19 protein-coding genes and 1 tRNA gene are annotated in these 18,663 nt (G+C 55.6%); 14 read left to right on the forward strand and 6 right to left on the reverse strand.

Going from position 1 to position 18,663, the window contains the following annotated elements; genetic code table 11:
* The coding region (locus KIH26_RS13385; RefSeq protein ID WP_503005233.1) for an EF-Tu C-terminal domain-related protein at window positions 1–161 on the forward strand (161 nt) is incomplete at its 5' end.
* A 19-nt stretch (window positions 162–180) separates the two neighbouring features.
* Complete coding sequence (gene rpsJ / locus KIH26_RS13390) at window positions 181–495, forward strand: 30S ribosomal protein S10 (RefSeq protein ID WP_106560600.1); 315 nt, start codon at window positions 181–183, stop codon at window positions 493–495.
* A gap of 166 nt (window positions 496–661) precedes the next feature.
* Here rpsJ and KIH26_RS13395 read toward each other — a convergent pair whose 3' ends face one another.
* The 3 genes from KIH26_RS13395 to KIH26_RS13405 are packed head-to-tail and all read right to left on the reverse strand — an operon-like array spanning window position 662 to window position 3,588.
* On the reverse strand, window positions 662–2,086 hold the full coding sequence (locus KIH26_RS13395; protein WP_213446087.1) for an NAD(P)(+) transhydrogenase (Re/Si-specific) subunit beta: 1,425 nt from the start codon (window positions 2,084–2,086) through the stop codon (window positions 662–664).
* Window positions 2,087–2,098: 12 nt separating this feature from the next.
* A complete protein-coding gene (locus KIH26_RS13400; protein WP_213446089.1) occupies window positions 2,099–2,437 on the reverse strand; it encodes an NAD(P) transhydrogenase subunit alpha part 2 in 339 nt (112 codons plus the stop codon).
* Between the two features lie 2 nt (window positions 2,438–2,439).
* Window positions 2,440–3,588, reverse strand: coding sequence for a Re/Si-specific NAD(P)(+) transhydrogenase subunit alpha (locus tag KIH26_RS13405; protein WP_213446091.1), 1,149 nt, complete (start codon window positions 3,586–3,588; stop codon window positions 2,440–2,442).
* 139 nt (window positions 3,589–3,727) lie between these two features.
* On the opposite strand from KIH26_RS13405, the gene KIH26_RS13410 reads away from it, so the two are divergent.
* The 10 genes from KIH26_RS13410 (at window position 3,728) to KIH26_RS13455 (ending at window position 13,221) form a co-directional block, all read left to right on the forward strand.
* Entirely contained in the window at window positions 3,728–4,219 is a 492-nt protein-coding gene (locus KIH26_RS13410) for an NUDIX hydrolase (RefSeq protein WP_213446093.1), read from the forward strand.
* 348 nt (window positions 4,220–4,567) lie between these two features.
* On the forward strand, window positions 4,568–5,575 hold the full coding sequence (gene hemB / locus KIH26_RS13415; RefSeq protein ID WP_213446095.1) for a porphobilinogen synthase: 1,008 nt from the start codon (window positions 4,568–4,570) through the stop codon (window positions 5,573–5,575).
* A gap of 5 nt (window positions 5,576–5,580) precedes the next feature.
* A complete protein-coding gene (locus KIH26_RS13420; RefSeq protein WP_213446097.1) occupies window positions 5,581–6,153 on the forward strand; it encodes a LemA family protein in 573 nt (190 codons plus the stop codon).
* Between the two features lie 86 nt (window positions 6,154–6,239).
* Window positions 6,240–6,557: a c-type cytochrome gene (locus KIH26_RS13425; RefSeq protein WP_213446099.1), complete on the forward strand. Its 318-nt coding sequence runs from the start codon at window positions 6,240–6,242 to the stop codon at window positions 6,555–6,557.
* Window positions 6,558–6,567: 10 nt separating this feature from the next.
* Complete coding sequence (locus tag KIH26_RS13430; RefSeq protein WP_213446101.1) at window positions 6,568–7,872, forward strand: NAD(P)/FAD-dependent oxidoreductase; 1,305 nt, start codon at window positions 6,568–6,570, stop codon at window positions 7,870–7,872.
* Window positions 7,873–7,874: 2 nt separating this feature from the next.
* On the forward strand, window positions 7,875–9,332 hold the full coding sequence (gene rsmB, locus KIH26_RS13435; protein ID WP_249661288.1) for a 16S rRNA (cytosine(967)-C(5))-methyltransferase RsmB: 1,458 nt from the start codon (window positions 7,875–7,877) through the stop codon (window positions 9,330–9,332).
* Complete coding sequence (locus KIH26_RS13440) at window positions 9,292–9,921, forward strand: DUF4390 domain-containing protein (protein WP_213446102.1); 630 nt, start codon at window positions 9,292–9,294, stop codon at window positions 9,919–9,921. Before rsmB ends, KIH26_RS13440 begins: the two co-directional genes overlap by 41 nt.
* 14 nt (window positions 9,922–9,935) lie before the next feature.
* Window positions 9,936–12,314: a sensor histidine kinase gene (locus KIH26_RS13445; protein WP_213446104.1), complete on the forward strand. Its 2,379-nt coding sequence runs from the start codon at window positions 9,936–9,938 to the stop codon at window positions 12,312–12,314.
* An 80-nt stretch (window positions 12,315–12,394) separates the two neighbouring features.
* Window positions 12,395–13,072 carry a response regulator gene (locus KIH26_RS13450; protein WP_213446106.1) on the forward strand — a complete coding sequence of 226 codons (678 nt, stop codon included), beginning with the start codon at window positions 12,395–12,397 and terminating at the stop codon, window positions 13,070–13,072.
* A 73-nt stretch (window positions 13,073–13,145) separates the two neighbouring features.
* Window positions 13,146–13,221 (forward strand) — tRNA-Phe (locus tag KIH26_RS13455).
* A 57-nt stretch (window positions 13,222–13,278) separates the two neighbouring features.
* Here KIH26_RS13455 and argH read toward each other — a convergent pair.
* Together argH and KIH26_RS13465 are read right to left on the reverse strand one after the other, a co-directional pair.
* Window positions 13,279–14,706, reverse strand: a complete 1,428-nt coding sequence (argH, locus tag KIH26_RS13460; RefSeq protein ID WP_213446108.1) for an argininosuccinate lyase — start codon at window positions 14,704–14,706, stop codon at window positions 13,279–13,281.
* Entirely contained in the window at window positions 14,703–15,599 is an 897-nt protein-coding gene (locus tag KIH26_RS13465; RefSeq protein WP_213446110.1) for a phytanoyl-CoA dioxygenase family protein, read from the reverse strand. The genes argH and KIH26_RS13465 overlap by 4 nt, the downstream gene beginning before the upstream one ends.
* 159 nt (window positions 15,600–15,758) lie before the next feature.
* Between KIH26_RS13465 and KIH26_RS13470 the strand changes: the two genes are divergently transcribed.
* Together KIH26_RS13470 and KIH26_RS13475 are read left to right on the forward strand one after the other, a co-directional pair.
* Window positions 15,759–16,742: a sensor histidine kinase gene (locus KIH26_RS13470; protein WP_213446481.1), complete on the forward strand. Its 984-nt coding sequence runs from the start codon at window positions 15,759–15,761 to the stop codon at window positions 16,740–16,742.
* Window positions 16,742–17,518 carry a LytR/AlgR family response regulator transcription factor gene (locus KIH26_RS13475; protein ID WP_213446482.1) on the forward strand — a complete coding sequence of 259 codons (777 nt, stop codon included), beginning with the start codon at window positions 16,742–16,744 and terminating at the stop codon, window positions 17,516–17,518. Before KIH26_RS13470 ends, KIH26_RS13475 begins: the two co-directional genes overlap by 1 nt.
* Here the strand turns inward: KIH26_RS13475 and mnmA are convergent.
* Window positions 17,509–18,645, reverse strand: coding sequence for a tRNA 2-thiouridine(34) synthase MnmA (gene mnmA, locus KIH26_RS13480; protein WP_213446112.1), 1,137 nt, complete (start codon window positions 18,643–18,645; stop codon window positions 17,509–17,511). The genes KIH26_RS13475 and mnmA overlap by 10 nt on opposite strands.
* Window positions 18,646–18,663 lie beyond the last annotated feature (18 nt).

The raw sequence follows: 18,663 nt of genomic DNA on the forward strand, positions 1-18,663 counted from the left end.
TTGAGTTGCCAAAAGACAAAGAGATGGTCATGCCTGGCGACAACGTGTCCATCAGCGTCAAGCTGATTGCGCCTATCGCTATGGAAGAAGGTCTGCGTTTCGCTATCCGTGAGGGTGGCCGTACCGTGGGCTCTGGCGTTGTGGCTAAGATTGTTAAGTAATTGCTAGGACACACATATCATGGCAGCTAAACAAAAAATCCGCATTCGCCTCAAGGCGTTTGACTACAAACTGATCGACCAATCCGCTGCGGAAATCGTCGATACCGCCAAGCGCACCGGCGCGATTGTCAAAGGCCCCGTGCCTTTGCCAACCCGCATGAAGCGTTTTGACATTCTGCGTTCACCTCACGTCAACAAGACGAGCCGTGACCAGTTTGAAATCCGCACGCACCAGCGTTTGATGGACATCGTTGACCCTACAGACAAGACTGTGGACGCATTGATGAAACTCGACCTGCCAGCTGGCGTGGACGTGGAAATCAAGTTGCAGTAATGCATACTCTTCCCGCTTCGGCGGGAATAAAAAAACCGAGCCTCTGTGCTCGGTTTTTTTATGTGTGAATGCTGCAAGGCAGTTATATCTGCCAATGAATTTATAAGCCTTTTAGGTCTTTTTCCGGCATAGATACTGCGCGAACAGCTATTATATTAATAGCAATTTACTCAACAGCCTTGACCATGTGCTCAACGACTTTCTTCGCATCGCCAAACACCATCATGGTTTTGTCCATATAGAAGAGTTCGTTATCTAGGCCAGCGTAGCCTGCAGCCATCGAGCGTTTGTTGACGATCACGGTACGCGCTTTGTAGGCTTCCAAAATCGGCATGCCGTAAATCGCGCTGCCTTTTTGCAAGGCTGCAGGGTTTACTACGTCATTCGCACCCAAGATGATGGCCACGTCCGCTTGCTGGAATTCACCGTTGATGTCTTCCATCTCATGCACTTGGTCATACGGCACTTCAGCCTCAGCCAGCAACACGTTCATGTGGCCAGGCATGCGCCCTGCCACGGGGTGAATCGCGTATTTCACGTTCACGCCTTTGGCGGTGAGCTTGGCAGCGAGTTCTTTCACGGCATGCTGCGCGCGAGCAACCGCCAAGCCGTAGCCTGGCACGATGATCACGGTCTCTGCATTGCCGAGCACGAAGGCCGCATCGTCTGCGCTGCCAGACTTCACGGGGCGTTGCTCAGCGGCTGCGCCGCCAGCAGTGGCCGCATCGCCGCCGAAGCCACCCAAAATCACGTTGAAGAACGAGCGATTCATCGCCTTGCACATGATGTACGACAGAATCGCGCCGGAGCTGCCCACGAGCGAGCCGGCGATGATGAGCATGGAGTTGTTCAGCGAAAAACCAATGCCTGCTGCTGCCCAGCCCGAGTAGCTGTTGAGCATCGAGACCACCACCGGCATATCCGCGCCGCCAATCGGGATGATGATGAGCACGCCGAGCACGAAGGCAATCGCAATCGCTGCCCACAGTGCCCAATCAGCTTGCGTGGCGGTATACAGCCCAATCAGCGCCAGCATGGCCAGACCCAAGATCAGATTGATCATGTGCTGCCCGCCGAAAGTGACGGGTGCGCCTTGGAAAAGGCGGAATTTGTATTTGCCGGAGAGTTTGCCAAACGCAATCACCGAGCCACTGAAGGTGATCGCACCGATTACTGCGCCCAATGCCAATTCGAAGCGGTTGCCGTGCGGAATCGCGCCACCTTTTTCGGTGATCGAAAACGCCCAAGGCTCGATAGCTGTGGCCACGGCAATAAACACCGCTGCCAAGCCAATCATGCTGTGCATGAAAGCCACCAACTCAGGCATCTTGGTCATCTCAACCGTCTTGGCCATGTAAGTGCCCAAGCCACCGCCGACCACGAGGCCGAGCAACACCCAAGTCATGCCAATGGCTTTGCCACCCGAGAGCTGCACAATCAAAGCGGCCGTGGTCAGCACGGCAATCGCCATGCCGATCATGCCAAACAGATTCCCGCGAATCGAAGTCGTGGGATGGCTCAAACCCTTCAAGGCTTGAATAAAACAAATAGAAGCCACCAAATACAGCAGCGTGACGACGTTCATGCTCATCTCAAACGCTCCTTATTTCGTAGCATTCAGCGCAGATTCTGTGCTGGCAGGAGCCTGTTTTGGCTCTTTTTTCTTAAACATTTCAAGCATCCGGCGAGTTACTAAGAATCCACCGAACACATTCACTGCTGCTAACGCAACAGCGAGCACGCCCATGGCCTTGGCCACGCCGCCTTCGGTCAACGCAGCAGCGAGCATCGCGCCAACGATCACGATGGCTGAGATCGCATTCGTCACCGCCATCAGCGGCGTGTGCAACGCAGGCGTAACAGTCCAAACCACGTGGTAGCCCACATAGATGGCGAGCACAAAGATGATGAGGTTGAGGATGGTAGGAGATACGATGTCCATGTTTATTTCCTTTTCACTTCGCCAGCTTGGGTCATCAAGCAAGCAGCCACGATGTCGTCTTCCATGTCGATTTTCAAGCTCGATGCTGGCTCACCTTTTGCGGCAGGCGGCGCGATGAGCTTGAGGAAGTCCAGCACGTTGCGGGCATAGAGGGCAGATGAGTCTGCGGCGACGAGTGCGGGAAGATTCGTGTCGCCAATGATGGTCACGCCATGTTTGACGACGGTCTTATCAGCTTCAGACAGCGGGCAATTGCCGCCCACACCGTTTGCGCCTTTGCCCGCAGCAATATCCACAATCACCGAGCCAGGCTTCATGGCTTTAACCATGTCTTCGGTAATCAAGGTAGGTGCAGCGCGGCCTGGAATCAGCGCAGTGGAAATCACCACATCAGCTGCGGCCACACGCTTAGCGACTTCGAGCTTTTGGCGATCCAGCCAGCTTTGCGGCATGGGTTTGGCATATCCGCCCACGCCAACAGCTGCTTCTTTTTCTTCGTCCGTCTCATACGGCACATCGATGAACTTACCGCCTAGCGATTCGATTTGCTCTTTCACGGAAGGCCGCACATCGGACGCTTCAATCACTGCACCGAGGCGCTTAGCAGTCGCAATCGCTTGCAAGCCCGCCACGCCTACGCCAAGAATCACCACGCGTGCGGCCTTGATCGTGCCGGCTGCAGTCATCAGCATGGGGAACAAGCGGCCATAGGCATTCGCGCCCAGCATCACGGCTTTGTAGCCGGCGATATTGGCTTGCGAGGAGAGTACATCCATGCTTTGCGCACGAGTGGTGCGGGGCGCGGCTTCTAAGGCGAAGCCAGTCACGCCAGCCGATGCCAAACGCTGCAAACCTTCCGTATTGAAAGGCTCGAGCATGCCGACCAAGGTAGAGCCACTTTTGAGCAGTGACACTTCGGCTGCGGAGGGTGCGCGCACCTTGAGCACCAAGTCGCAAGCATATGCGCCAGCTGCATCGGTCATTTGGCAGCCCACGGCTTCAAAAGCACTGTCGATCACACTAGCCGCCTGGCCTGCGCCAGCTTGCACATGTAAAGAATGCCCTTGGGCGATCAGTTTCTTGGCCGTCTCGGGGGTGACGGCAACCCTGGTTTCTCCCGCCAAAATCTCTGCGGGCACGCCGATGCGCATGGCTCTCTCCTCAACTGTTTGTTGGAAAATTTTCGTTGACTCGCAGCTTACACGAGTTTGCGTGGCAAGGGCTCACTAGGCTGGCATCTCTAAGACATTATCGGAATAAACAACTTTGACTTACGCATAATCCAAGCACATGAATTCACCTCAACACCATCAACGCTGGCATCCCAGCGTGACAGTTGCCGCTGTGATCGAGCAGGGCGGTAAGTTTTTGCTGGTGGAAGAGCACACGCCAGAAGGCCTGCGGCTGAATAATCCTGCCGGTCATCTAGAGCAAGGTGAGAGTTTGCTCCAGGCCTGTGTGCGAGAAGCTTTGGAAGAAACAGCGCATCCATTCCAGCCCACTGCTTTGCTCGGTATTTATATGAGCCGTTTTCAGCGCCCAACGGCTGGGCAAGATATCACCTATTTGCGCTTTGCATTCTGCGGCAGCGTGAGCCCACCCCTCGCCGGACAAGCGCTAGACACAGGTATTGTGCGCACCCTCTGGCTCACGCCCGATGAGATACGCAACAGTCAAAACAGGCATCGCAGCCCGCTGGTTTTGCGTTGCATGGAAGACTTTCTGAGTGGTCAGCGCATGCCTTTGACAAGCATCCACACCGACGCCAGCATCAGCATTTAATCGGTGAACCAAAAAAAACGGCCACACAAGGTGGCCGGGGAAGCCTCTGCTGTCAAACAACGAGGCACCCGCTCAGGGAGGAAAAGCGGGGAGCGCAATGCGCCCACCGGTAATTTAACAAAGCATGGACAAGCCAACAAGCTCGGATTCGATGGCGTATCGTTAAAAAACAACGAAAAAGCGATGTTTTGACGGTTACATTCAGCAAACAAGTCGCATAGATGACACCAATGATACTTACTTTGTCAATTCTGACACTCAAATGGCTGAAATTCACTTGACTTGATAAATGCAGTCGAACTGCCCGACTTGGCATGCTGTCCCGCCACATTGCTTCACAATAAGGCCATGTCAACACGCATTTCCACCTCATTTCCCGCCTCCCGGCCGCGCCGCTTGCGCCGAGATGCTTTCACGCGCAACCTCGTTCGTGAGCACACACTCACTACACATGACCTGATCTACCCCGTGTTCATCTTGGATGGTCAGGGCCAGAGGCAAGCCGTGGCCTCCATGCCGGGCGTGGAGCGCTTGAGTGTGGATTTGCTGCTACCCGTGGCGCAAGAGTGCGTGGATCTGGGCATTCCTGTGATGGCCTTGTTTCCAGTGATCGACGCCAAGCTCAAGACACCCGACGGCCAAGAAGCTTGGAATACCGAAGGCCTTGTGCCGCGCGCCGTTCGAGAGCTCAAAAAACATTTCCCGCAATTGGGTGTGATGACCGATGTGGCGCTCGATCCCTTCACCTCGCATGGGCAAGACGGTCTGATTGATGACACGGGCTACATCTTGAACGATGAGACCGTGAAGCTCCTCGTGAAACAAGCGCTCACTCAAGCTGAGGCTGGCGTGGATATTGTTGCGCCGAGCGACATGATGGATGGCAGGATCGGTGCGATTCGCCAGGCGTTGGAGGCTGCAGGCCATATTCACACCCGCATCATGGCCTATAGCGCGAAGTATGCGAGTGCTTTTTACGGCCCCTTCCGAGATGCGGTGGGTAGCGCAGCGAATTTAGGAAAAGCCGATAAAAAAGTCTATCAAATGGATCCCGGCAACAGCGATGAGGCGCTGCGCGAAGTGGGGCTGGATATTGCCGAGGGCGCAGATATGGTGATGGTCAAGCCCGGCATGCCCTACCTGGATATCGTGCGCCGTGTGAAAGATGAATTCGCTGTGCCGACCTTCGCCTACCAAGTGAGCGGCGAATACGCCATGCTCAAGGCCGCTGCGCAAAACGGCTGGCTCGATCATGATTTGGTGATGATGGAATCGCTGCTGGCTTTCAAGCGCGCCGGCGCGGATGGCATCTTGACTTACTTTGCTCGCGAGGCCGCACGCAAACTGCGCGGCTGATTTTTGTGAGCGCTTCTTTCCTCTCGATACTGCTGGCCTGCGTTTTGGTGTTTTGGGCATTGGGTGCTTACAACCGCTTGGTGCGTTTGCGCGGCCACGTTGCCCGTAGCTTGCAGGCGCTTGTGCAGCAGTGGCAAGCACAAGCGCAGGCTGTGGGTGTGAGACTCGAACAGTATGCACAAGGCCGCGAAACCGAATCACAATGGGCGTCGCTGGATGATGATGCCTTGCGCTGGCGGCCTCTGACGTTATCTGCACGCCAATTTTTGGCATGCCTTGCTGTGCTGCAAGCCAAGCCTCAGCAGATCGCGGCCTTGGATGATTTATCGTCCGTCCGTGCAGCGCGTGACATTTTCGAAGCCAACTGGCAGCTGTTGCTCAACACACAAGAGGATTTGGCGGGCGAGAGTGTGCCACCCGACTTGCAAGTGCTCTGGGCACAACATGAGCCGCTGGCAGCAGAGCGGCTGCGCGATTACAACCAATCAGTGCGGGCCTACATGCAAGCTATTCATCAATTCCCAGCGCTGCTCTTGGCATGGGTGTTTGGTTTTGGTGCGACGGGCGAGCTGGGCTAAACACAGCGATCGATCGTAGAAACCAGTATGACAAAGCGGCTGGGCGGGTGATAATCTTGTTTCTTATTTGTGCCTAGGAGACCTTCTTGAAATCCCCCGTTCTGATTCTCACGGCCCTGCTGGCTGCCAACCTCCACTTGAGCGCCCAAGCGCAGACCGTGCAAGACCTCAATATTCGCAGCTTGGCTGCGACCTGTGCCAATTGCCATGGCACGAATGGCAAAGCGCAAGATGGCTCCGCCGTTGTGAGCCTGGCTGGCATGCCCAAGGATTACATCGTGGCGCAAATGGCGGCCTTCAAAAACGGCACGCGCTCGGCCACGGTCATGCATCAGCTGGCCAAAGGCTACAGCGATGCGCAGATCGAACAAATCGCAGGCTACTTCGCCGCACAGAAAAAATAAGGAGCGCCCCATGATTGCCCGCAGAAGTTTTATCCAATCCTCCGCTGCTCTTTCCATGCTGGGCTTGGCTGGTTGCGCCAGCACGCCGAGTGAGCAAGCCATTCCCAGCAAAGCACGCGTCGTGGTGATTGGCGGCGGCTATGGCGGCGCAACTGCCGCCAAGTATGTTCGTCTGCTGTCTGACTACAAAATCGATGTGGTGCTGATCGAGCCTAACGATGCCTTCGTCTCCTGCCCGATTTCCAACCTCGTGATCGGAGGCAGCAAGCAGATCAAGGACGTCACCAGCGCCTATGGCGGCCTGTCCAAGAATCATGGCGTGACCATGGTCAAAGATTTGGTGACAGAAATTGATGCCACGCGCCGCGTTGTGACGCTGGCGCGCGGTGCACAAATTGGCTACGACAAATTGGTGGTCTCTCCGGGTATTGATTTGCTGTGGGGCACGATTGAAGGCCTGCGCCAAGCCAGTGATGCGGGGCAGGTTCTGCAAGCCTGGAAAGCTGGCCCTGAAACTGTGGCCTTGCGCAAACAGCTCATGGACATGCCTGATGGCGGCACCTATGCCATCACGATTCCTGTGGCGCCCTATCGCTGCCCACCTGGCCCTTATGAGCGCGCTTGCCAAGTGGCTTGGTATTTCAAGCAAGCCAAGCCACGCTCTAAAGTGCTGATTTTGGATGGCAACCCAGATGTGACTTCTAAAGCCGCATTGTTCAAGAAAGTCTGGGCTGATCAATACAAGGGCATCATCGAATACCGTGGCAATCACAATGTCACTGCGGTCGATGCGAAAACCAACACTGTCAAGTTTGATGTGCAAGACGATGTGAAGGCTCAAGTGCTCAATGTCATCCCCGCCATGCGCGCTGGCCGCATTGCCGTACAAACCGGGCTCAACAACCAAGCCAATGGCCGCTGGTGTGGCGTGAATTATCAAAACTTTGAATCCACTGCGGCAAAAAATATTCATGTGCTCGGCGATGCGATTCAAATCGCTCCCGCCATGCCCAAGAGCGGCCATATGGCCAACAGCCATGCCAAAGTAGCCGCTGCGGCCATCGTGGCCGAGCTCTCAGGTTGGGAAATCAATGCCAATCCGATGCTCACCAACACCTGCTACAGCTTTGTGAACGACAAAGAAGTGGTGCATGTGGCGAGCGTGCATGAATATGTGTCGGCAGAGAAGACCTTCAAGACTGTGGCTGGCTCCGGCGGCGTTTCGGCCATCGATCTCAAGCCCGAAGTCACGCAGTTGGAAGGTGTGTATGCGATGAATTGGGCTCAAAATATCTGGGCGGATACACTCGCCTGATCTTGAATCAACCCAACTCCAACAAACCAGCAGTGCGGGTGGTGAAAGCCACCCGCACTGCTTTGCCCAACGCGAAAAGCGTCGCTCAAATCAAATCTGCGCCCACCACACTGGCGCATCAGCTTCAGCAAGTTGCTAACTTTTTGATAGCACTTCGCGCAGGTCATTCCTGGGCTACAGCCCAATTTGATATAGAAAATACACAGCGCGCAGGTGTTCAAGCCATCACTTTCGCTGTGCTACGCCATCTTGGCCAAGCGCATGCGCTGCGCGTCGCGCTTGCCCCGAAAAGACCCGTGCCTGCTGCGGATGCTTTGCTCACCGCTGCATTGGCATTGCTCTGCGCGCAAGATCCAGAAAACCCACCGCCCGGCGCTGCATATCGGGATGATGTGATCGTGAGCCAAGCGGTGGAGGCGATCAAGCTGCAGCGGCAGCTCGCACCACAATCGAGCTTCATCAATGCTTGTTTGCGCCGCTTTTTGCGTGAGCGCGGCGCGCTGATGCAAAGCTTGCGTGGCAATCTGGAAGCGCAGTTCAACCATCCGATCTGGTGGGTGCGCCAAGTGCAGCGCGATTGGCCGGATCACTGGCAAGCTCTGCTGCATGCTAATCGCTACAGTGCACCACTGACCTTGAGAGTAAATGAACAAAAAAGCTCATTCGCCGGCATGAAATCTGCGCTGAATGCTACTGAATTCATAGTGAACACAGAAATGCAGGCTGTGGCACATACTGGCTTGGAGCTCTCTCGCAGTCTGCCTGTTTCACAATTACCGGGCTATGCTGAGGGCTGGTTTTCAGTGCAGGATGCAGCGGCGCAATTGGCTGCGCCTTTACTCATGCAAGCTGTATCTAGCCAAAAGAGCGCAAAGCCTCTGCGTATTCTGGACGCCTGCGCTGCGCCTGGCGGCAAAACCTCTCATCTGCTCGAATGGGCGGCTGCTCGAAATATTCCCCTCGAAGTGATTGCGCTCGACGTGGATGGCCAGCGCTGTGAGCGCATTGAAGACAATTTGAAACGTTTGGGGCTTAAAGCTCGCATCATCGTCGCGGATGCCGCCGATCCCTCAGCTTGGCATGATGGCCAGCCTTTTGACGGCATCCTGCTCGACGCACCTTGCACGGCCAGCGGAATCGTGCGCCGACATCCTGACATTCCTTGGCTGCGGCGCGATACCGATATTTCTGGCTTGGCATCACAGCAAAAGCGATTGCTACAGGCCTTGTGGCCACTTGTGAAAGAGGGTGGCGCGCTGCTGTACTGCACCTGCTCGGTGTTCAAGGCTGAAGGCTCCGCGCAGATCGAAGCGTTTGTTGCAAACAACACTGATGCCCAGTCTTTACCTGCTCCTGGGCATTTGTTGCCCTTAAAAAGTGCTGATTTGAGTCCCATGCCTGAAAATTCATTGGGTGGGCATGACGGATTTTTCTACGCGCTACTGCGCAAGCGGTCTTAAATCTCGGCGAGGTTGGCTGCTGCATGTGTGGCTGGCCTGCTGGTTAGCTTTGTTTGCCGCGCTTCCTGCTCAGGCGCAAAACACCACCGACGTGAATAATGTGCGTTTGGAGCAAACGCCTGATGGCATTTATCTGAGCGCAACGCTTCGCTTTGAACTTCCCAGCGCGGTGGAGGATGCCTTGCTCAAAGGCATCGCCATCACCTTCGTGGCTGAAGCGCTGGTGCTTCGTGATCGTTGGTATTGGTATGACAAAAATGTGGCTAGCGCGACGCGCAACGTGCGCCTGTCTTACCAGCCGCTCACACGCCGCTGGCGCATCAGCGTGATTGGCAATGGCGATCAACCCAGCGGTGCCAGTCTCTCCCAGAGCTTTGATCAACTCGCAGATGCCATGGCAGCCGTGCGCCGCATCTCCCGCTGGAAGATTGCTGAGGGTGCAGAGATTGAGCAAGATGCCCGGCACAACGTAGATTTTCGTTTCCGGCTCGATACTTCACAGCTACCGCGTCCTATGCAGATCGGCATCACTGGCAACGCTGATTGGAATATTTCTGTGCAGCGCAGCTTACGCCCTGAGGCACGCTGAGCGCGAGCTAATTGATGCGTTCACAGACCACACAAGATTCCGCGCTGGATTCGTCTTTGGGCGATTCGCAGCTACGGCAAGCGCAGAGGAGCCGCAGCCTTCGCTGGGTCGTCACATTGGGTGCGGTGGCGATGCTGGCTGTGGCTTCGGTGCTGGTATTTCTTTTGGCATTAGCAACCAACAGCCAAACGCGTTTTGAGCAGTATTACGAGCGCTTGTTCTATCTGAACATTGGCGTGGGTGCGGTGTTTCTCGCAGTCATCGTGTGGGCGGTTTGGCGTTTGGTACAACGCTTGCGGCGAGGCAAGTTTGGCAGCCGCCTGCTGCTGAAGTTAGCAGCGATTTTTGCACTTGTCGGCTTTGTGCCTGGTGTGCTGATCTATACCGTGTCCTACCAATTCGTCGCGCGCTCGATCGAGAGTTGGTTTAACGTTAAGGTGGAAGGCGCACTCGATGCCGGTCTCAATCTCGGACGCGGCACGATGGAGTCTCTCTCCACCGCATTAGCCAGTAAAACGCAAGCCGCTGCCCAACAACTGAGCGAAACGGCGCTGATTGGCCCTTTGGCGATGGAGCGTCTGCGCGAGCAATTGGATGCCACCGACGTGATCTTGTGGAGCGCCTCCGGCCAAGTCATCACCAGCGCAGGGCAATCGCGCTTCACGCTCTCGCCAGAGCGCCCCAGCAGTGCGCAATTGCGCCAAGCCCGCAGCGCGCGCGTGATCAGTCAAATAGAAGGTCTGGATGAGGCCGCCGAGAAAACTGCAACACCCGCCAACGTGCGTATCAAAGCATTGGCGATGGTCAGCAGCAGCGGCATCGGCCAGCTTGGGCTAGGCACACTGACCAGCGATGTGCGCTATTTGCAGGTCATGCAAGCTGTGCCTAATGGCTTAGTCACCAATGCCTTGGCTGTACAAGAGGCCTACAAGGAGTACCAACAAAGAGCATTGGCGCGGGATGGTCTGCGCAACATGTACTTGGCCACCCTCACACTGAGCCTGTTTCTCACCATGTTTGGCGCGGTGCTGTTGGCCGCTGTGCTGGGCAATCAACTGGTGCGACCCCTCTTGGTTTTGGCCGATGGTGTGGCCCAGGTCGCAGCGGGTGATTTACGGCCCAAGGCTGCGCTGCAAACGCGCGATGAACTGGGCGGCCTCACACGGTCTTTTGCGCAGATGACGCAGCAACTCTCCGACGCACGCACACAGTTGCAAGCCAGCTTGGGCGAGCTAGATGCCTCTCGCTCGAATTTGCAGACGATTCTGGACAATTTAACCGCTGCGGTGATCGTGTTGGATGAGCAAGGCCAGATCGTGCAGGCCAATCCCGGCGCTACCCGCGTGCTGCATGCCCCACTTGCCGCCCATATTGGCCAGCCATTGTCAAACTTGCCAGGCTTGGAAGATTTTGCACAGAGCGTGAGTGACCAGTTCCGCGTATTTTTCGGTGAACGCAACACGCATGCCGATCACTGGCAGCATTCTTTTGAGCTCGGCGGCCAAACTGGAACGCAGAGTTTTGCTGGCAATGACGACACCACCAGCATCATCGCGCGCGGCGCAGCCCTGCCTGACGGTTTGCGCCTTTTGGTGCTGGATGACATCACCGAGGTTGTCTCCGCTCAACGCTCGCGCGCATGGGGCGAGGTGGCGCGCCGGCTCGCACATGAAATCAAAAATCCACTCACGCCGATTCAGCTCTCGGCTGAGCGATTGGAAATGAAGCTACTGAGCAAACTGAGTTCGCCCGACGATGCGCTGCTCAAGCGCTCCGTCAAAACCATTGTCGATCAGGTCGATGCCATGAAGCGGCTGGTGAACGAATTCCGTGATTACGCGCGCTTGCCTAGCGCTGAACTCAAGCCCCTTGATCTCAATGCTTTGGTGCAGGATGTGCTGGCTTTGTATGCGCCAGAAAACTCCGTCGTCCCCATCACATCAACCCTCGATTCTGCCTGCCCGCAAATTTTGGGAGATGCACAACAGCTTCGCCAAGTGATCCATAACTTACTACAAAATGCGCAGGATGCCAGCCTCACAGCAGCCAGTGGCTTACTTTTCGAGCACAGTGGTCGCTCACCTCAGGTGGAGATCATCACGCGCTTTAACCCCACGAGTTCACGCGTGCGATTGATCGTACGTGATGCTGGCACAGGCTTTGCGCCGCATATTTTGCAGCGCGCTTTTGAGCCCTATGTCACCACCAAATCACGCGGCACAGGGCTTGGCTTGGCTGTTGTGAAGAAAATTGCAGACGAGCACGCTGCGCGCATCGAACTGAGCAATATTCTGAGCACCGCAGAAAACTCACAAGCGGTTACACAAAGCGTGGATAACCCGAACCCTCAAGTGGTGGGCGCTCAGGTCAGCCTCTCCTTCCCTGTGGTGTAATACACACGTCGCAAATCTGCCACAGGCATTTCCCACAGGCAGATTGGACGGCAGAACGAAATAACAAGCAGACAGGCAACATGGCAAACATCTTGGTGGTTGATGATGAGCTGGGTATCAGAGATCTCCTGACTGAAATCCTCAGCGATGAAGGGCACAGCGTAGAGACGGCCGATAACGCTGCTCAGGCTCGCAAGGCTCGCGCTAGCAGTCAGCCCGATTTGATCCTCCTCGATATCTGGATGCCTGATACAGATGGCGTCACTCTGCTCAAAGAATGGTCAGCCACTGGCTTGCTCACCATGCCCGTCGTCATGATGAGTGGTCACGCCACCATCGATACAGCGGTGGAGGCCACCAAAATTGGCGCGCACTCCTTCCTAGAAAAGCCGATCACGCTGCAAAAACTGCTCAAGGCTGTGAACGATGCACTGGCCAAAGGCGAGCGCCTCAAAGCCACCGCGCCTGCTGCACAAGCCAAAGCAGCAGAGTTGACAGTTGAGGCCGCCATGACGGGCGGCTTGAATTTACCCTCGCCTGTAGATATTGGCCCGCAGTCCATACAAAGCTTCAGCATGGATCAGCCCCTGCGCGAGGCTCGCGATGAATTCGAAAAAGCCTATTTCGAATTTCACCTCGCCAAAGAAGGCGGCTCCATGACCCGAGTTGCTGAAAAAACAGGTCTAGAGCGCACCCACCTCTATCGCAAACTCAAACAACTCGGTGTGGATATCAATCGCAGCAAACGCGGCAATTGATCTTTGCGCAGCAAAGCTTAAAGCGAGCGCGGCGCATCAGCTATAATCATGGGCTCAGCTACACGCTGAGTATGGCCCGGTAGCTCAGTCGGTAGAGCAGAGGATTGAAAATCCTTGTGTCGGTGGTTCGATTCCGCCCCAGGCCACCAAACAAACAAGCCCCAGTATCAAAAATACTGGGGCTTTCTTCGTTGGCATCTTCAATTTCAGACGGCTAGGCGTTTTTGATGCTTGGCGATTTGTAGTTTGACTTGCGCGGGCGCAGTGCCGCCTAGAGTGTTGCGGGCATTCAAGCTGCCGCGCAAAGAAAGCACGTCATAAACATCCTTTTCCACACCTTTGTTGAAGCTCTGCAAGGTATCGAGCGGCAAATCGCTTAAATCCATGCCGCGCTCGCTGGCGAATTTGACGGCGTGGGCGACGACTTCGTGGGCATCTCTGAAAGGAAGGCCTTTTTTCACCAAGTAATCGGCGAGGTCGGTGGCGGTGGCGTAGCCTTTCAAGGCAGCGCGCTCCATGGCTTCAGGGTTGACGGAGATGCCGCCTTGGCGTGAGCCGTCTGCTTGAAGCTGGCCGCCCATCATCTCAGCGAAGATGCGCAGGGTGTCTTTGAGCGTATCCACCGTATCAAACAAAGGCTCTTTGTCTTCTTGGTTGTCTTTGTTGTAGGCCAAGGGCTGGCCTTTCATCAAGGTGATCAAGCCCATGAGGTGGCCGACGACGCGGCCTGTTTTGCCGCGCGCGAGCTCAGGCACATCGGGATTCTTCTTCTGCGGCATGATGGAGCTGCCAGTGGTGAAGCGATCTGCGATTTTGATGAAGGCGAAGTTTTGGCTCATCCAGATGATGAGTTCTTCAGACAGGCGGCTGATATGCACCATCACAATCGATGCAGCTGCGGTGAACTCGATGGCGAAATCACGGTCACTCACGGCATCAAGGCTGTTTTGGCAGACCCCCTCCATGCCAAGCGTCTTGGCGACGCGCTCACGGTCTAGGGGATAGGTCGTACCGGCCAGAGCTGCACTGCCCAGCGGCAGCTGGTTCACACGCTTGCGCACATCCGCCAAGCGTTGCGCATCGCGAGCGAACATTTCCACATAGGCGAGCATGTGATGCCCAAAGCTCACAGGTTGTGCGACTTGCAGATGCGTGAAGCCGGGCAGAATCACGTCAGCATTTTTCTCAGCCACGGAAAGCAGCGAGCGCTGCAGCTCTGCGAGCAAGCCAGAGATCACATCCATCTCACTGCGCAGCCACAGCCGCACATCGGTGGCGACTTGATCGTTGCGGCTGCGGCCCGTGTGCAGGCGCTTGCCTGCATCGCCCACGAGTTGCGTGAGGCGAGCCTCGATGTTCAGATGCACGTCTTCCAGATCAAGCTTCCATTCAAATGCGCCACTTTCAATTTCATGGCGAATCTGCGCCATCCCTTTCTGGATGGAAGCATGGTCAGCCTCAGAAATGATGCTTTGTGCGGCCAGCATCTCGGCGTGCGCCAGAGAGCCTGTGATATCCGCCTCCCACAAACGCTTGTCAAAAAACACGCTAGCGGTGTAGCGCTTGACGAGATCGCTCATGGGCTCAGAAAAGAGGGCAGACCAGGCTTCGGATTTTTTGTCGAGTTGATTCATGATGTGTAGGAAAGCATGCGATCCGCCAAAGTGGACAGGTGATCTGGCAAAGGATACATGTGTTGGTATTGTTTGACTTGTTTGCCAATCAGGCGAACGCGGTCTGCGTAGCTCAGGATGCTGCGAGGCTGCATCAGAGGCTGATTCCAAGCAGGAATATCAGTGCGCTGAAACTCAAAGGCACAGCTCATGCGAGGCGCATGGCCTGCTCGTGGGCTGGCATGCGAGCCCCAGTGGAGCACGGCTTGATTCCATATGAAGAAATCGCCAGGGTTCGCTGGCAAAGCGCGCACATCCGGGTATTGAAATTTCCACTCAGTGTCTTGCGGCGTGCCGTAAGTAGGGTCACGGTCTGCGGGCACGATGTACATGCAGCCGTTCAAAGTGGTGGCTTGTGTGAGCGGAATCCAAGCGGTGACGCTGGTGGGCGAGCCATCAGCAGCGAGCGCACGAAAGCCTTTGTCGCGATGTGGCCGCCAGCCGGATTCGGCCTGGGTGGGGTCGATATGCCAAGCCCAGAAATCGGGCAGCATGGCGTAGTTGGGTCCTAGCAAGCCTTCGATCACGGGATGAAGCTGGTGCGCGAGCATCCACATCTCGTCATACATGAAGGCAAACACAGGCAGCAAGCCAGCTGCGTTCAGGCGAGAAATCATATCCGTGACCGCAGCATAAGGTGTATTCCACTGAGAGAGATTGCCTTGAAAATAGCCTTCTGTGCGCACCAAGCCTTGAATCGCAGACACCACGTCGCCCGGCAAACTGGGCATGGGCGCCTGCGCATAGCCCGGCGCACCAATGTGCAGCTGAGGTGCAAACTGTTGCCAGAAATTGCCTTGCATGAGCGTGTCAACGCTCAAACGGGGAGTGGCAAATACGGGAAGGGCTGGCATACTGCGGTTTTGTTGCTTCCATAGGATTTTATTCGCCCCAACACCTACTCCCCCATGGAAACCCGTTTTGGCACCTCTCAATTAGATGCATTGACATCGCAAACAGTGGCTCGCGGCCAGGGCAAGCGCGGCGTGGCGCCTTTGCAAGATATTCTGGCCATGCCGCAGCCAGAGCCCGTATTGGTGTTTGATGCTTGCCATGTGGGTGTCATTTTGCGCACGGTGCTCTCGGTGGAGTTGCTGATGGGTGTGGGGGCAATGTTTGTCACGAACGATGTGATAGCTTGGTTCTCTTTGCTGGCCATCATCACAGGAGCAGCGCTGCCAGCGGCTTTGCTTTGGTTGGTGGTGGCATGTGCATTGAAAAAGCCATTGCAAAAACTCACACGCCTTGGGCAGTGGGCCAGCGGCATGGTGCTGGGTAGCCTAGCGGGCTTGTATGGTTGCGCCTTGTTGGTATGGGTGGGTTTCATCAACAATGCGCCTTGGATCGCCAGTGCCGTATCAGGTGCGCTCATCGCGGCGGGCTTGGTGGCAGCGCTGATTTGGCGAGCCCAGCAACGCACCCCTGCTAGCGCAGCAGCGCGATTGACTGAGCTGCAATCACGTATTCGCCCACATTTCCTCTTCAACACCCTCAATAGCGCTATCGCACTCGTACGCGCGGAGCCTGCCAAGGCGGAGATGCTGCTTGAAGATTTGAGTGAATTGTTTCGCAGCGCTTTGGTGGATCAAGGCGATGCGGTTACGCTGAGCCAAGAAATTGAGTTGGCCAAGCGTTATCTCGAAATTGAAGGTGTGCGATTCGGTGAGCGGTTGCGGGTGGAGTGGGCGATTGACTCAAGCACATTACTAGCCAAACTACCGCCTTTGCTGCTTCAGCCTTTGGTGGAAAACGCTGTGAAGCATGGTGTAGAACCGAGCACGAGTGGGGCAGATGTGAAAATCAGTACGCAAAAGCGGGGCAGTGCCATCGTGATCAAAATCACCAACACAGCGCCTGGCGGGCAAGGCCATGCTGGGCATGGGGTGGCGCTGCAAAATGTGCAGGATCGGCTGCGCTTGCTGCATGATGTGCAGGCGAGCTTTCGTTGTACTTGGGTGAACGGAATTTATCAAGTCAGGATGGAGATACCTGCATGATGTCATTGAATGTGATGGTGGTGGACGACGAGCATCTGGCGCGATCGCGCATCAAAACCTTGCTGGCTGATTGCCCAGAGCCCCCCTGCTTGCTCGAAGCCGAGGCTTCAGATGCGATGGAGGCGATGGCCAAGCTACGCAGTGCGAGCGTTGATGTGGTGCTGCTGGATATTCACATGCCAGGCGCAGATGGCTTACAACTGGCGCGCGAGCTGCGCAGAATCCGCCCAGAGCTGGCCATCATCTTCGTCACAGCACATGCCGAACATGCTGTGGATGCCTTCGATTTAGATGTGACGGACTATCTCACCAAGCCCGTGCGCGCGGAGCGGTTGCAAAAGGCATTGCAGAAAGCACTCCTAAAAAAGGAGCAGTTTGCGCAGATATCTAGCCGGCCATCTGCCGATTTGGCTCAAAAATTCATCATCATTCAAGACCGTGGGCGTACCGAGCGCATTCCATTGCCAGATGTGCTTTATTTCAAGGCAGAGCTCAAATACGTGACTGTACGCACTGCGCAGCGCAGCTATATTTTGGATGGCTCTCTGGCCGATTTAGAAACGCAATACGGCGAAGATTTTTTGCGCATCCACCGAAACACCTTGGTGGCTCGGCGCGAGATGCGGGCACTTGAGCGTTTTCATGGTGTGGACGATGATGATCCACAGGGCGGCTCCGTCGAGGGATGGGCAGTTCGCCTTCGCGCTTGCGATGATGCGCTGCAAGTCTCACGCAGGCAATTGGCCAGCGTGCGGGCCGTTATTGCTCAGGCTTGAAGCGGCTGCGCAACAGCTGGTGCTGAAGCTGAAATCACACCGCCGCCTAAGCACACTTCGCCGTCATACATCACAGCCGATTGGCCGGGCGTCACAGCCCATTGCGCTTGTGGGAAATGGAGATGGAAGCCACTGGGCGCTGCTGTGAAATCACAGGCTGCATCGGCTTGGCGATAACGTGATTTATTTGCCAGCAGGCCGTTGGTAGGCGCATGCCCCGCACACCAGCTCACATCATCGGCTTGCAATGCGCTCGAAAGGAGCCAAGGATGCTCATGGCCTTGCACCACCCAGAGCGTGTTTTTTGCCATGTCTTTGCGCGCCACATACCAAGGCGAATGCTCGCCGCTACCGCGCTGCGCACCCTTTTCTTTCACACCGCCAATGCCTAGGCCTTGACGCTGGCCGAGCGTGTAAAAACTCAAGCCCACATGCTGGCCAATAATGCGGCCTTTTTCGTCTTTGATCGGCCCGGGCTCTTTGCTGATGTAACGGTTCAAAAACTCGCGGAATGGCCGCTCGCCGATGAAGCAGATGCCTGTGGAGTCTTTCTTCTTCGCGTTAGGTAGTTTGATCTCATCGGCAATGCGTCGCACTTCGGTTTTGCGCAATTCGCCCACGGGGAAGAGTGTTTTGGCGAGCTGCGCCTGCGTCAAGCGATGCAAAAAATAGCTTTGGTCTTTGCTCGAATCCAGGCCTTTGAGCAGCTCATGCAAACCCGTCTTCTCATTCAAGCGAACCCTTGCGTAATGCCCTGTAGCGATCTTTTCTGCCCCGAGGCGCATTGCATGATCAAGGAAAGATTTGAACTTGATCTCCGCGTTGCACAAAATATCTGGATTCGGCGTGCGCCCCGCCTGGTATTCGCGCAAGAACTCTGCAAACACGCGGTCTTTGTAATCCGCTGCGAAATTCACATGCTCAATTTCAATACCAAGCACATCAGCCACCGCTGCCGCATCGACAAAATCCACATTACTGGAGCAGTATTCAGAATCATCGTCATCTTCCCAATTTTTCATGAAGATGCCGATCACATCGTAGCCTTGTTGCTTGAGCAAATAGGCTGAAACCGCCGAGTCCACGCCCCCGCTCAAACCGACCACAACACGCTGTTTTTTACTCATAGCCCTTGATTTTAGGCG

Source organism: Variovorax sp. PCZ-1 (genome assembly GCF_018413605.1).
GTDB lineage: Bacteria > Pseudomonadota > Gammaproteobacteria > Burkholderiales > Burkholderiaceae_C > JANMDU01.